The sequence below is a fragment of the Streptomyces monomycini genome (genome assembly GCF_022271435.1).
Classification (GTDB): Bacteria; Actinomycetota; Actinomycetes; order Streptomycetales; family Streptomycetaceae; genus Streptomyces; species Streptomyces monomycini.
This window is the reverse complement of record NZ_JAFIQY010000001.1, coordinates 394,285-408,362: the sequence shown is the minus strand read 5'-3', so window position 1 is coordinate 408,362 and position 14,078 is coordinate 394,285. Positions and strand designations below refer to the sequence as shown.

10 protein-coding genes and 1 pseudogene are annotated in these 14,078 nt (G+C 71.6%); 5 read left to right on the top strand and 6 right to left on the bottom strand.

The features are described 5' to 3' along the window. Positions 1 to 149: 149 nt before the first annotated feature. On the top strand, positions 150 to 746 hold the full coding sequence (locus JXZ78_RS01655) for a TetR/AcrR family transcriptional regulator (RefSeq protein ID WP_030018453.1): 597 nt from the start codon (positions 150 to 152) through the stop codon (positions 744 to 746). A gap of 123 nt (positions 747 to 869) precedes the next feature. On the opposite strand, the gene JXZ78_RS01650 is transcribed toward JXZ78_RS01655, so the two are convergent. Beyond that, positions 870 to 1,712, bottom strand: a complete 843-nt coding sequence (locus JXZ78_RS01650; protein WP_050502132.1) for a helix-turn-helix domain-containing protein — start codon at positions 1,710 to 1,712, stop codon at positions 870 to 872. A gap of 142 nt (positions 1,713 to 1,854) precedes the next feature. Between JXZ78_RS01650 and JXZ78_RS01645 the strand changes: the two genes are divergently transcribed. Both JXZ78_RS01645 and JXZ78_RS01640 read left to right on the top strand, forming a co-directional pair. Continuing rightward, entirely contained in the window at positions 1,855 to 2,772 is a 918-nt protein-coding gene (locus tag JXZ78_RS01645) for an NmrA family NAD(P)-binding protein (RefSeq protein WP_030018451.1), read from the top strand. Positions 2,773 to 2,929: 157 nt separating this feature from the next. Further along, the gene (locus JXZ78_RS01640; protein WP_238782611.1) at positions 2,930 to 4,618 is read left to right on the top strand and encodes a PucR family transcriptional regulator; all 1,689 of its coding nucleotides are present in this window, start codon (positions 2,930 to 2,932) and stop codon (positions 4,616 to 4,618) included. Between the two features lie 62 nt (positions 4,619 to 4,680). On the opposite strand, the gene JXZ78_RS01635 is transcribed toward JXZ78_RS01640, so the two are convergent. From JXZ78_RS01635 to JXZ78_RS01625, 4 genes and pseudogenes are all read right to left on the bottom strand, one after another. Continuing rightward, the gene (locus JXZ78_RS01635) at positions 4,681 to 5,634 is read right to left on the bottom strand and encodes a serine hydrolase domain-containing protein (RefSeq protein WP_238782610.1); all 954 of its coding nucleotides are present in this window, start codon (positions 5,632 to 5,634) and stop codon (positions 4,681 to 4,683) included. 474 nt (positions 5,635 to 6,108) lie between these two features. Continuing rightward, on the bottom strand, positions 6,109 to 6,534 hold the full coding sequence (locus JXZ78_RS40975; RefSeq protein WP_050502131.1) for an MFS transporter: 426 nt from the start codon (positions 6,532 to 6,534) through the stop codon (positions 6,109 to 6,111). Between the two features lie 70 nt (positions 6,535 to 6,604). Next, positions 6,605 to 6,952, bottom strand: a pseudogene (locus tag JXZ78_RS40970) (MFS transporter); the annotation flags it as partial. A gap of 102 nt (positions 6,953 to 7,054) precedes the next feature. Beyond that, a complete protein-coding gene (locus JXZ78_RS01625; protein ID WP_030018448.1) occupies positions 7,055 to 8,311 on the bottom strand; it encodes an alpha/beta hydrolase in 1,257 nt (418 codons plus the stop codon). A 119-nt stretch (positions 8,312 to 8,430) separates the two neighbouring features. On the opposite strand from JXZ78_RS01625, the gene JXZ78_RS01620 reads away from it, so the two are divergent. Further along, complete coding sequence (locus tag JXZ78_RS01620; RefSeq protein ID WP_030018447.1) at positions 8,431 to 8,892, top strand: MarR family winged helix-turn-helix transcriptional regulator; 462 nt, start codon at positions 8,431 to 8,433, stop codon at positions 8,890 to 8,892. Here the strand turns inward: JXZ78_RS01620 and JXZ78_RS01615 are convergent. Then, complete coding sequence (locus JXZ78_RS01615; RefSeq protein ID WP_050502195.1) at positions 8,877 to 10,118, bottom strand: TIGR04053 family radical SAM/SPASM domain-containing protein; 1,242 nt, start codon at positions 10,116 to 10,118, stop codon at positions 8,877 to 8,879. The genes JXZ78_RS01620 and JXZ78_RS01615 overlap by 16 nt on opposite strands. A 263-nt stretch (positions 10,119 to 10,381) precedes the next feature. Here JXZ78_RS01615 and JXZ78_RS01610 point away from each other — a divergent pair, with 263 nt between their 5' ends. After that, complete coding sequence (locus JXZ78_RS01610; RefSeq protein ID WP_030018445.1) at positions 10,382 to 14,077, top strand: nitrate reductase subunit alpha; 3,696 nt, start codon at positions 10,382 to 10,384, stop codon at positions 14,075 to 14,077. The last annotated feature ends 1 nt before the right edge of the window (position 14,078 follow it).

Below are 14,078 nucleotides of genomic sequence, written 5' to 3'. Positions count from 1 at the left end.
TAGTGTCGAACGATACCCAACGGTATCGGGTGGGTCGGACTGGTACCGTAGCAGGAGGTGGGATCACCAACGGCTCATACAGGCCCCGCAGGCCCGGAGGGCCCACGGGCCCCACCGCCCTCACGACCGACCGGAGTCACGGAGCAGCCATGGCAGCGACCACCAGAAGGCCGGGCAGAGTGGCCAAACTGCCGCCGCGTGAGCGCATCCTCGACGCGGCGGAAGAGCTGTTCCAGCGCGAGGGGATCCGGCGGGTGGGCGTCCAGGCGATCGCCGAGCAGGCCGAGACCACCAAGATGGCGATCTACCGGCACTTCGAGACCAAAGACGCCCTGGTCGCGGAGTGGCTGCGGATCGTCGCCGCCGACTACCAGGCGGCCTTCGACCGGGTCGAGGCCGCACACCCCGGCCGCCCCCGGGAGCAGATCCTGGGCCTGGCCCGCTTCATCGCCGAGGGCCTGCCGGCGCTCTCGCACCGGGGCTGCCCGTTCATCAACTCCCTCGCCGAACTGCCCGACCGGTCCGACCCGGCACGGCAGGTGATCGAGGAGCACAAGGCCCGCCAGACCCGCAGGCTGGTCGGCATGTGCGCCGAGGCCGGCCTGCCCGATCCCGAGCAGGCCGCGGCCGAGATCACCTTCGTCCTGGAAGGCGCGCAGGTCAGCACGCAGAACGGAAGCATCGACCGGGTGGGGGAGCGCCTGATGACGATCGTCGAGGGGATCGTGGACCGGCACCGCTCCTGATCCGGTACCGCTCCCGACCCGTCACCGCTCCTGATCCGGCACCGGTGGCCGGGCGGGTACCGGCTGACTGTCACCGACCGACCGTCACCGGCTGACCCTCACCGACCAGCCACCGACCGACCCTCACCGACCGGCCGGCCCAGCCAGGCTGAGCAGGGCGGCCGAGGTCGCCTCGTCCGCCGGGTGGAAGGCCCAGATCCGGTGGCCGCCGCTCCCGGGAAGCTCCAGGACGTGCTGGTCGAGGGCGAGCGTTCCGGCCCTCGGGTGCCAAAGCCGTTTGCGGTCCATCGTCTTCTCGTGGAGGTGGTGCTCGCGCCAGGCGGCGCGGAAGGCGGCGCTGTGCGCGGACAGCTCTTCCACCAGGTGCGTCAGACGCGCCGATGCCGTCTCGGCGCCGGTCTGGGCGCGCAGGGCCGCCACCATGCAGCGGGCGACCTCGGGCCACTCGGTGAAGAACGACGGCGCGCCCGGGGCGAGAAACACCAGGCGGGCATAGTTGTCCCGGGGCTCCAGCCCCTCGTGCAGGCAGTCACCGAGCGGGTTGCCGCCCACGATGTCGAGCCATCGGTTGACCAGCAGCGCGGGCACCGGCAGGGAGTCGAGCAACTGGTGTACGGCCGCAAGGCGTTCCGTATCCATGGGGGACGCCTCTCCGTTTCCGTTCGGGGCGCCCTCAGCGTCGGAGAGTTCACGCAGGTGGCGCGCCGCCACGGCGTCCAGCAGCAAGGCCTTGGCCAGGCCCTCCACCACGGTGGGGGACGGCCGGCGTTCCCTCCCCTGTTCGAGGCGCACGTAGTAGTCGGTGCTGATCCCGGCCAGGAGTGCCACCTCGTCTCGCCGCAGCCCCGGCACCTGGCGCTGCGCCCCCGCGGCCAGCCGGTGCTGTTCGGGCCGCACCCGGTCCCGTCTGGCGCGCAGGAAGGCCGCCAGCGGTGGGCCTCCGCCGTGCCCCGTCGAAACTTCCATCCCACCAGGGTAAGGACGCGGCGCCGCTGCTCCGGGGTGGGTGCGGCACTCCTACCCGTACGGATCGCCGGGTGCCTAGCGTGTCGGATGCCTGCCGAAGAGCCCGGGGACCGGGCAACCACCAAGGAAAAGAGTGACCTCGATGTTCGTCATCACCGGCGCCAGTGGCCGCACCGGACGGGCCGCCGCCGAACACCTTCTCGCCGCCGGGCACCCCGTACGGGCTGTCGGCCGTTCGGCCCGGCGGCTCGCCGGCCTTGCCGCGCGGGGCGCCGAGGTGTGCGAGGCCGACCCGGCCGACCCCGGCGCGCTGACGGACGCCTTCCGGGGCGCGGACGGGATCTACGCGGTGATCCAGCCCAACTACCTCCCCGACCACCCCGACTTCGGCGCCTTTCAGGACCGGGTGGCGGCTTCCCTGACCGAGGCGGTCGCCGGGTCCGGTGCGACCCGCGTCGTCGGACTCAGCAGCTGGGGAGCCCAGCACGCCGTCGGCACCGGACCGGTCAGCGGGCTCCACCGCTTCGAGCAGCGCCTCTCGGCCGTCCCCGGAGTCGACACACTGTGGCTGCGGGCGGGCTACTTCATGGAGAACCTGCTGGACCACATCGGCACCGCCCAAACCCACCATCGCATCAGCGCCCCCTTCGATCCGGGCATTCCCCTGCCCTTCGTGTCCACGCGCGATGTCGGCTCGCGAGCCGGGGAACTCCTGGCCACCGGGGCCTGGCGCGGTACGGAGATCCTGGAGCTCCAGGGCGAACGCGACGTGAGCATGCGGGAAGCCGTGCGCGTGATCGCCGAAGCTGTGGGGGTGGACGACCTCGCCTATGAGCGGATCAGCCTCGCCGACTTCCACGCGGGACTCCGCGACGCGGGCGTTTCCGCCGGCGTGGCGGACATGATGACCGAGGCAGGCGAAGCCATCAACTCCCGGCGCATACGGATGCAGCAGCCGCGTACCGCCCGCACCTCCACCCCCACCTCCGTCGAACAGTTCGTCGCGGACGCATGCGCTCCCCGGTTCCGCACGGCTCCCCGGACCACCGAAGGCGGCTGAACGCGCCCCTGCCGCGGCTCGCCGGTTTGTGGAAACGGACAACAGGAACGTACGTTCCTGTGGGGATCGGCCAGTCAACCGGGCGCGTCCAGGAAGCAACCTGGGCTGACCGGGCAACTGCCTGGTCGGATCCGGGACGATGCGGTGAGGAGCACCTATGGACGCCTGCACGCTCGGCGACCTGATCGACATCGTCGGCAGCCCGCCCCTGCGACTGCACACCGCTCCGGCCGGATTCGCCGTCCCGGTCACCGAGGCACTGCTGTACGACGCGCACACCCCGCTGCCCCACGCGCCCGGCGCCCTGCTGCTCGCGGTCGGCGTACGGGCAGCCGCGGCCGGGCCGCTGATGCGGGCCGCGGCGGAGGCCGGAATGGCCGCCGTCGTGGTGCGGGGCACGGTCGGGCCGCCGGTCGCCGAGGCCGAGACGCACGGCATGGCGCTGCTCGCCGTCGACGAGGACGCGGCCTGGCACCATGTGCACCTGATGGTGGCGTCGGCGATCGGCGCCCGGTCCGCCCCCGGCGCCGCCGGGCTGGGGGACCTGTTCGCGCTGGCCGACGCGATCGCGGCGGCGACCGGCGGAGCGACGGCCGTGGAGGACCCGCGCCAGCGGATCCTGGCCTACTCCACCGTGCCGGGACAACCGGTCGACGAGGACCGCCGCCAGGGCATCCTCGGCCTTCAGGTCCCGGGCAGCGTGGACAACTCCGAGCAGGTCAGGAAGGTGTTCGCCGCGGACGGGCCGGTACGGCTGCCCTCGCTCACGCCGTGCGACCTGCCGCGGCTGGCCGTCGCGGTGCGGGCCAGCGGCGAGACCCTCGGCTCGATCTGGGTGATCGACGGCGGCACCCTCACCCCGGACGCCGAGGAGACCCTGGTCCAGGGCGCGTCCACGGCGGCGCTGCTCCTGCTGCGTGCCCGCGCGGCGCAGGAACTGGCCCGCCACCAGAACACCGACCTGCTGCGCCGGCTGCTGGACGGCTCGGCGGACGCCTCGACGGCAGCACACCGCCTGGGGTGGGACACGGTGCGCGTGGCCGCGTTCGTACTGGACTTCGCGGCGAGCGTGCCCGACGCCGAACGGACGTCGCTCAGGCTGCTGGACGTCGTACGCCTGCAGTGCGAGGCGCGCTACGGGCGGCACGCGTGTGTACTCCTGGACGGGGTGGTGTACGCGTTGCTGCCGGTGCCCAAGGAGAGCGCCGGAGCACGAGCGCCGCAGGAGCAGAAGGCCGCCCACCAGCGGCACCGGCAGCTGGCGGAGGACATCGTGCGCCGGGCCGGACGGTCGCTGCGGGTTCCGGTACGGGCGGCGCTCGGCGAGGTGGCACAGGATCTCGGTGAGGTGGCGGACTCGCGTGCGGACGCGGACCTGGTCCTGCGGCTGTTGCACGACGACCTGCCGGTGGCCACGGTCGACGAGGTGCGCCCCCGGGTGACGCTGCTGCGGCTCTCCGAAGTCATGCGCAGGCAGCGGGGGTTGCGGACGGGTGCCTGGGAGCGGGTGCTCGCGGCGGACGCCGAGCACGGCACCGACTACGCCCGGACCCTGGTGTCCTGGTTCGACGCGGGCTGCGACGTGGCGGGCGCGGCGAAGCTGCTCTCGGTCCACCCCAACACCTGCCGCTACCGCCTGAAGCAGGCCGGCCGGCACCTCGGGGTCGATTTCGGGGATCCCGACGAACGGCTGGTCCTGTGGCTGCAGTTGCGGGTGCTGGCAGGGCTCGGCGGTGCTGCCGGAACAGGAACCGGAACAGGAACAGGAACCGGAACAGGAACCGGAACAGGAACCGGAACAGGAACCGGAACAGGAACAGGAACAGGAACCGGAGCCGGAGAGTGACGGCCCCGGGCCACGTGGCGGCACCACGGTGCCGCCCACCTGCCACGCGCGCGTCGGCCCGGTCAGCGAAGATCGTGGATGAGCTTGCCGATGATCGCGTCCACCTTGTCCGAGTCGAACGACTCCGAGCCGATCAGCAGGGTCACGGCCCGCCGGCCGTCGTCGGTGACGGCGTTACGGAATTTGTGGCCGGACTCCATATGGCCGCTGTGCCCCCAGGTGACAAAACCCGGGACGGTTTCATAGCGCTCGACTCCCAGGCCGTACCGCTCACTCGGGAAGGCGTCCGCGACGGTCTTCTTCATCTCGGCGAGCTGGGCCGGGGCCAGCAGCTTTCCGGACAGCAGCGCGGTCCAGAACGTGGTCGCGTCGGCGCTGGTGGAGACCAGCGCACCCGAAGCGTCGGCCCCGGAGGTGTTCCATTCCGTCCGGTCCACCGGTTTCCCGTCCCGGTCCACATAACCGCGCATGTCCGGCTTGGGCAGCGTGGTCCGGTCGCCGGGCCAGAAAGTGTGCCGCAGCCCGAGCGGTTCGATGAGCCGCTGTTCGATCTCGGTGCCGATGTCGCGGCCGGTGATCTCCTGGACGATCAGGCCGACCAGGTTGTAATTGGTGTTGGAGTAGGCGAAGCCGCCGGGCGTCCGGTCGTCGGGCGGGGGCAGCGTCAGCGCCTGCTCGACCGTCTCCAGGGGCTCCATGTGCTCCCAGCGGTGCGCCTCCAGGTCGTCCCACGCGTCCAGGTAGTCGGGCAGGCCGCTGGTGTGCTGCAACAACTGCCGGATCGTGATCTTGCGCCCGTCGTAGTGCTCGGTGCGGACGAGGCCGGGCAGATACCGGTCCACGGTGTCGTCCAGCTTCAGCTTGCCCTCACCGACGAGCTGGAGCACGACCGTGGCCGTCCAGGTCTTGGTGTTGCTGGCGATACGGCCGTGCTCCTTGCCGACGGCCGCACGGCCCGTCCTGAGGTCGGCGAGGCCGACACCGCCGTGCCATGTGCCGCAGCGAGGGCTTTTCACCGTGACGCTGATTCCCGAGGCGCCGACATGCTTCAGTGCTTGTAGCGCGGTCTGGACGGGCCGGGTGTCGCACCGAGGTGCCGCGGCCGACGCGGCAGGCGCCGCTGTGATCAGAGAGGCGGTGAATGCCAAAGCCACGGCGCTGGTCCCGTATCGCATAACGTTCGAGGTCTCCTTCGGTACGACAGATGCGTGCAGCGCCCGGTCGGTTCCACCCCGTGTGTCGCTCGCTCGCTGCACAGCGTGGGAACTCGTTGAAACTCACTGGAACGCGCCGAAACTCGCTGGAATGTGCGTGCGGACAGCGTTACCGCTGTCCTGACCGGGTGCATGCGACGTCCGTACAGAGATTGCGCACATGTTTTGTGCGTCCGGCCAAAGGGAGACGCGCTATCGCTTCCTGGCCGTGAGGAAGGGGGCGAGACAGCGCGTAGTAGGCCACCCCGACGCCGACCGCGGCGGAGTTGGCCGGCATCACCAGCCGGCGCGCACCGGCGCGCAGGTCGACGAGGGGGCCTGGCCGCACATCTCCAGGACGCCGACCCCGGCCAGCAGTACGGCCGCGCCCAGCAACAGACCGACGGTGGCGGCACCGGTCCAGCCATAGGCGCTGCCGTTGATGACGGCCAGCAGAAGACACACCAGGGCCACCGACAGGACGAGCGCACCGGCGCAGTCGAACCGGCCGTCGGCGTCGGCGGGGGTGCGCGGCACCACCGTCATGACCAGGAGACCGGAGACGGCACCGAGCAGGGCGGTGACCACGAACAGGAGGTGCCAGTCGGCGTGCTGGGCGAGGAAGGCCGCTCCCGGCAGGCAGAGGGCGCCGCCGATGCCGACCGAGGAACTCATCAGCCCGGTCGCGGTCGGCAGCCGGTGGGCGGGCAGCGCGTCCCGCATTGCCGATGCCCAGCGGGACGGCCCCGATGGCCATGCCTTGCAGAGCGCGGGCGACGATCATCGGTACCAGGCCGGACGTGACCGCGGCCAGCGCGGAACCCGCGACCATGAAGGTCAGGCAGGCCATCAGCAGGCGGCGCTTGCCGTACAGGTCTCCCAGACGGCCGGTGACCGGGGTCGACACGGCCGCCGCCAGGAGGGTGACCGTGGTGGCCCAGGCCGCGTCCCGTGCCGAGGTGCTGAGCAGGTGCGGCAGCTGGGCCACGATCGGCAGCAGGAGTGACTGGATGACGGCGACGCACACGCAGGCGAAGGCCGGCGCGGCGATCGTGGCGGCGTCTCCGCCGCGCCGGTGGGAGTGCGTGTGGGTGTCCGGGGGAGTGGCGCCGAGCTGGAAGGTCGCGGTGGGCGGTGTCATGGTGCTTCCGAGGGGGCGTGAGTGGTGTGGTGTGCGGCTGGGCACGTTCAGGCGTCGGGCCGCACCCGTCACACGTGCGACCCGATCCCTGAACGTGCTGGTCTAGGACCGGCGGGCCCTGTCGAGTGCGGCCGGGGCGGCGCCGAGCCACCAGTCGGGGTCGGCGGTGCCGTCGGCCGTGGTGCCGTCGCGGCGTACGTAGTGCCGTACGTCCCGGCCGGGCTCCCGCAGCGCTCCGTTCAAGGCGCGTTCGACCCACTCGGCGCCGAAGCCGAAGATCTCGGCGGCGACCCCGCCCAAGGGGTGGAACTCGTTCTCGTAGACGCGCATCTCCTTGGGGGCCCGGATGCGCTCATAGGTGGCCAACGCCTGCTCCAGCGGCGTCAGTTCGTCGAACTCGCCGATGCCGAGCAGTACCGGCCGGGTGAGGCGGGTGACGAGGTCGCCCAGCGGCATCAGCGCGGCGAGTTCCCGGTCGAAGCGCTCCTCGTCGCTGAAGCCGGACATGTACATGTAGTTGTGCTTGAAGGTGGGCTGGGCCCGGCCGAAGATGGTGTCGAAGTCGCCGGTGACGGCCTCGAAGGCGGCCAGCGCGGCCAGGCGCGGGTCGGCCGCGGCCGCCCGCAGGCCCCAGTAGCCGCTCATGCTGATGCCGAACATGCCGATGCGCCGGGCGTCGACCTCCGGCAGGGCGGCGAGGTGGTCGATGCAGCGGCTGATGGCCCGCTCGTAGTTGGTCAGGTCGACCGTGAGGCCGTTGGCGCGGGTCTCTCCCTGGCCGGGGCCTTCGATGGACAGGGCCACGATGCCGTGGGACGTGTAGTGGCGCTCCGCGGCCTGGAGGTAGTCCTCCTTGATCATGTCCATGCCTGGCCCGAGGATCACCGCGGGGGCGTCGCGCACCGGCCCGGCCGGCAGGTGCAGCAGTGCGTAGAGGTGCTGCCCCTCGAAGTCCAGCACCACGCGGCGCACCCGGTCCCCGCGCAGGCTGCCGAGGCGGGCGACGCAGTGGTCGGTGTGTGCGCGGAAGGCTGCCTTGCGGGGGTCGTCCGCGTCGAAGACGGAGTACTGGGCGCGGCCCCACATCACCGCGGCACGCAGGTAGAGATCGGCGGCGGTACGCGCGAAGCCCTCCCGCTCGTGGTGGGCGGCGCGCCGCTCGGCCTGGCCGGCGACGGTCGCCCAGGCCTTGGGGAGCATGGCTCCGCTCTTGACGAGCGCGAAGACCTTGTCGAAGTCGGCGGGGTCGTGGCCGAGCTGCTCCATGGTGCCCTTGGCCTCGGGGTGCAGGGCGTCGAAACCGCCCTGTGCCAGCGCGATGTCCAGGCTCCAGCTCTGGCCGGTGGAGCGTGCGGTCATGGGACGTCCTCCTCTGTGGCGGCAACGCGAGACATCAAAGTAAGTACTTACCTTCTTTTCATTAAGTACTTACCCTAAGATGTCTGTCAACCGCAGCCTCGCCCGGAGAGAGACGCCGCATGCCCCCTCGTCACCCGCAGACCGACTCCGAGCGCAAGCTCGCCCTGGACGAGCTGGCCCGGGCCGCCTACAGCCTCAGCGCAGCCGACGCCCGACTGCGGGGCCGCGCCACCCGCACGCCGGGCGCACTCTCCCTCACCCACGCACGCGCCCTACGGGTGCTCGCCCAGAACGGCCCTCTCTCCATCCGCGAACTGGCCGCCGCGACGGAGACCACGCCCCCCGGCGCCACTCAACTGGTCAACGGCCTTGTCGCGGCCGGCTACGTCACCCGCGAACAGGTCCCGGGCCGCAAGGCCGTCGCCGTCACCCTCACAGCCAAAGGCCGAGAACGCCACGACGAACGCCAGGCGCTCCTGCAACAGGCCCTGGACACCGCCCTCGCCGACTACGACGCGGCCGCGCTCGACTCGGCGGCGGAGGTGCTGCGACAACTGTCGGTCATCTACGACCGGCTCTGACGCGGCCGCGCCTTGCCGGGGCCGCTTCCAGCCATCAACTCCGCCAGTTCCCCCTGGTAGGGAAACGACCCGGGTTCGTAGCCGCACCACGGTTCCTCGGCGTGCGGGTCGCCGGTGACGGCGTGGGCGCGGGAGCGGGAGCCTCCGCAGAGGTGGCGGAACTCGCAACGGCCGCAGCGGCCGAGGAGTTGGCCGGGGTCGCGCAGGGCGGTGAAGAGGTCCGAGTCGCGGTAGATCTCCGTCAGGGGGCGGGTACGTACGTTGCCCGTCGAGAGGGGGAGGAAGCCGCTGGGGTGCACGGTGCCGGTGTGGGAGACGAAGACGAAGCCCCGGCCGGCGTTGACGTCCAGGGGAGGGCGGCGGGTCCGGCGTGGGCCGGTGCAGAGGTTCAGTTCTTCGGCGCGCCGGCGGAGTTGGCGGTACAGCGGGCCGAGGTGGAGGGCCTGGACGTGGTTCGCGCCCTCGGCTGTCAGAATCGCGCGTTGCAGGGCGACGCGGCGGAAGTGGTGAGCTTCGGTGGTCTTCACGGGTACGGACAGGCCGACGTCGTAGAGGAAGTTGAGGACGTCCTCGGTTTCCGCCGGGTCGAGTGCGGCCAGCCGGCTGCCGCGTCCGGTCGGGACGAGGAAGAAGGCGCTCCACAGCATGACCCCGTGTTCGCGGACCAGGGCCGCGGTCTCCGGCAGGTCGTGCAGGTTGTGCCGGCTGACCGTGGTGTTGATCTGGACCTTCATGCCCAGGCGGCGGGCGGTGTCCCAGGCGTCCAGGGTCCAGCGGTAGACGCCGGGGACACCGCGGAAGCCGTCGTGGAGTGCGGCGGTGGAGCCGTCCAGGCTCAGGGACAGGCCCACCGCCCCGGCCTCGTGCACGGCGCGCAGGTTCGGTGCGGTCAGGGTCGGGGTGCCCGAGGGGGAGACCGCGACCCTTACCCCGGTCCGCGTGCCGTAAACGATCAGTTCCAGCAGATCGGGGCGCTGGAAGGGGTCGCCGCCGGTGACGACGAACAGGGGAGCCGGCCGTCCGAAGGCGGCTACCTGGTCGATCAGGTCTTTGGCGGCCTGGGTGTCCAGCTCGCGCGGGTCACGGCCGGGGGTCGCGGTCGCCCGGCAGTGCAGGCAGGCCAGCGGGCAGGCGCGGGTCGATTCCCAGATGACGATGAACGGTCTGTCCGCCACCGCCTGGTGCTGCCGGCGGACCGGGCGGGCGCCGGTCACCGGGGCGGACACGGGACGGGACGGGCGGCCGGCCGCCGGGGCGGACACGGGGCGGGGCGGGTTGCCTGCCGCCGGGAGTGGTCGTACATGAGGGGTACCTCCGGTGTGCTCACCCCCAGCATGCGGCCGGGGAGGCGTCCGCCGCCGGGGGCGGGGCGGCCCCGGCGCAGGGTCGTTGGTCCCGTGTGGCCGAAAACATTCGGGGTCCTGTGGCCCTGCGGCGCGGGACGCTTCGCCCACCGTGCCCCGCACAACCCCGAATTAGGTTCTGTTGCATGGAGAACAAGAAGCTCAGCGGCCCGTCGGCGGCTGATGAAGCACGCGGCTGGCCGCTGGCCGGCCGGCGGCTGCTCGACCGCCGTGAGGTGAGTGACGACGGGCGCGCCGTGTTCGGCACGGGGGACCCGCGGTGGGAGGGCTTCTACCGCGACCGCTGGGCCCACGACAAGGTCGTCCGCTCCACCCACGGGGTCAACTGCACCGGGTCCTGCTCGTGGATGGTCTACGTCAAGGACGGGATCATCACCTGGGAGCACCAGGCCACCGACTACCCGTCGATCGGTGCCGACTGCCCCGAGTACGAGCCGCGGGGCTGTCCGCGCGGCGCGTCGTTCTCCTGGTACACCTACTCGCCCAGCCGGGTCCGCTACCCCTACGTACGCGGCACGCTGCTGAAGATGTGGCGGGAGGCGCGCCGCCGGCTCGGCGACCCGGTGGCCGCCTGGGCGGAGATCACCGGGGACCCGGCCAAGGCCCGCGCGTACAAGAAGGCCCGGGGCAAGGGCGGGCTGGTGCGCGCCGACTGGGACGAGGTGGCCGAACTGGTCGCCGCGGCCCAGGTGCACACCGTCAAGACGTACGGTCCGGACCGGGTGGCCGGGTTCTCGCCGATCCCCGCGATGTCGATGGCGTCCTTCGCCGCGGGGGCGCGGTTCCACTCGCTGATCGGCGGCACCCTGCTGTCGTTCTACGACTGGTACGCGGACCTCCCCGTCGCCTCGCCCCAGGTCTTCGGTGACCAGACGGACGTGCCGGAGGCCGCCGACTGGTGGAACGCCGGGTACCTGATCATGTGGGGCTCCAACATCCCCGTCACCCGGACCCCGGACGCCCACTTCCTGACCGAGACGCGTTACAACGGCACCAAGGTCGTCGCCGTCAGCCCCGACTACGCCGACAACGTCAAGCACGCCGACGAGTGGCTGGCGCCGCACCCGGGGACGGACGGAGCCCTGGCGATGGCGATGGGGCACGTCATCCTGCGGGAGTTCCTGGTCGACCGCGGCACGCCCTACTTCGAGAACTATCTGCGCCGGTTCACCGACGCCCCGTTCCTGGTCACGCTGCGCGAGCGGGACGGCGATGTGGTGCCGGACCGCTTCCTGACGGCGGCCGACCTCGGCGACACCGACGAGAACGCGCGCTTCAAGACCGTCCTGGTCGACCGCGGCAGTGGGCGGCCGGTGGTCCCCAACGGGTCGCTCGGCTTCCGCTGGGGCGAGGAGGGCAAGGGCCGGTGGAACCTCGAACTGGGCGATACGGAACCGGAGCTGAGCCTGCTGGAACGGGCGGAGGACACGGCCACCGTGGCGCTGCCGCGCTTCGACGAGGGGCCCACCGAGGGCGGTGACGTGATGGTGCGCGGCGTCCCGGTCCGCCGGATCGGCGGCCGGCAGGTGACCACCGTCTTCGACCTGATGCTGGCCCAGTACGGCGTGCGCCGCCCCGGGCTGCCCGGCACGTGGCCGGCCTCGTACGACGACGCCTCCCAGCCGTACACCCCGGCCTGGCAGGAGACCGTCACCTCGGTCCCCGCGGCCCAGGCGGCCCGTATCGCCCGGGAGTTTGCCCGCAACGCCGAGCGCACCGAGGGCCGCTCGATGATCGCCATGGGGGCCGGTACGAACCACTGGTTCCACTCCGACACCATCTACCGCGCCTTCCTGGCCCTCACCACCATGACGGGCTGCCAGGGCGTCAACGGCGGTGGTTGGGCCCACTACGTCGGCCAGGAGAAGGTCCGGCCCGTCACCGGTCTGCAACACCTGGCGTTCGCCTTCGACTGGCAGCGGCCCACCCGGCACATGGCCGGTACGTCCTACTGGTACCTGGCCACCGACCAGTGGCGTTACGAGGCGTTCGGACCGGACGAGCTGGCCTCCCCGCTGGGCGAGGGGCGGTTCGCCGGCCGCGCCACCGCCGACTGTCTGGCCCAGGCCGTCCGCATGGGCTGGACCCCCGGCCACCCCGGCTTCAACCGCAACCCGCTGGACCTGGCCGACGAGGCGGCTGCCGCGGGCCGCCCGGTGGCCGAGCACATCGTCGAGGAGCTGACGTCCGGCTCCCTGCGTTTCGCCGCCGAGGATCCGGACGACCCGGCCAACTTCCCGCGCGTACTGACCGTGTGGCGGGCCAACCTGCTGGGCTCCTCCGGCAAGGGCAACGAGTACTTCCTGCGCCATCTGCTGGGCACGGATGCGGCCGTGCGCTCCGAGGAGACGCCGCCGGAGAAGCGGCCCCGGGAGGTCGTCTGGCACGAGGAGGCCCCTGAAGGCAAGCTCGACCTCCTGGTCAGCATGGACTTCCGGATGACCTCCACCGGGCTGTTCGCCGACGTCGTGCTGCCGGCCGCCACCTGGTACGAGAAGGACGACCTGTCCAGCACCGACATGCACCCCTTCGTGCACGCCTTCACCCCGGCCATCGCGCCGCCCTGGCAGGCACGGACCGACCACGACACCTTCCTGACCATCGCCGACCGCTTCAGCGAACTGGCCGAGGAGCACCTCGGCACCCGTACCGACGTCCTGGCCGTGCCCCTCCAGCACGACACCCCCGACGAGATGGCCCAGCCCGGCGGCATCGTCGCCGACTGGAAGGCCGGCGAGTGCGCGCCGGTTCCCGGGCGCACCATGCCCAGGCTGGTGACCGTCGAGCGGGACTACGCGGCGGTGGCGGACAAGATGCGCGCCGTCGGCCCGCTCCTCGACCGGCTCGGGACCACCACGAAGGGCGTCACGGTCCGTCCGGACGAGGAACTGGAGCGGCTGCGGCGGACCAACGGGGTACGGCGCGGCGGCGCGGCGGACGGCCGGCCCTCGCTGGCCACCGCGACAGACATGTGCGAGGCGATCCTCGCCCTGTCCGGCACCACCAACGGAAGGCTGGCCACCGAGGGCTTCAGGGCACTGGAGGAACGGACCGGCACGGAGCTGGCGCACCTGTCCGCCGAGCGGGAGGCGGAACGCATCACCTTCGCCGACACCCGTGTCCAGCCGCGCTCGGTGATCACGTCCTACGAATGGTCCGGCAGCGAGACCGGCGGCCGCCGCTACTCCCCGTTCGTCATCAACGTCGAGCACCGCAAGCCCTGGCACACCCTCACCGGCCGTCAGCACTTCTTCGTCGACCACGACTGGATGGCCGAACTCGGTGAACAACTTCCGGTCTACCGCCCCCCGTTGAACACCGCCAGGCATTACGGCGACGAGCACCTGGGCGAGGACGGCCGCGCCGAGGTGACGGTCCGCTACCTCACCCCGCACTCCAAGTGGTCCATCCATTCCGAGTACCAGGACAACGCCTACATGCTCGCGCTGTCCCGCGGCGGCCCGGTGATCTGGATGAGCACCGCCGACGCGGAGAAGATCGGCGTCAAGGACAACGAGTGGATCGAGGCGTACAACCGCAACGGCGTCGTGGCGGCCCGCGCGGTGGTCACCCACCGGATGCCCGAGGGCACGGTGTACATGTACCACGCCAAGGACCGCACGGTGAACGTGCCGAAGACGGAGGTCAGCGGCAAGCGCGGCGGGATGCACAACTCCCTGACCCGGCTGCTGCTCAAGCCGTCGCACCTGGCCGGCGGCTACGCCCAGTTCACCTACGCCTTCAACTACTACGGCCCCACCGGCAACCAGCGCGACGAAGTCACCGTCATCCGCCGCCGCGGCCAGGATGTGGAGTACTGAC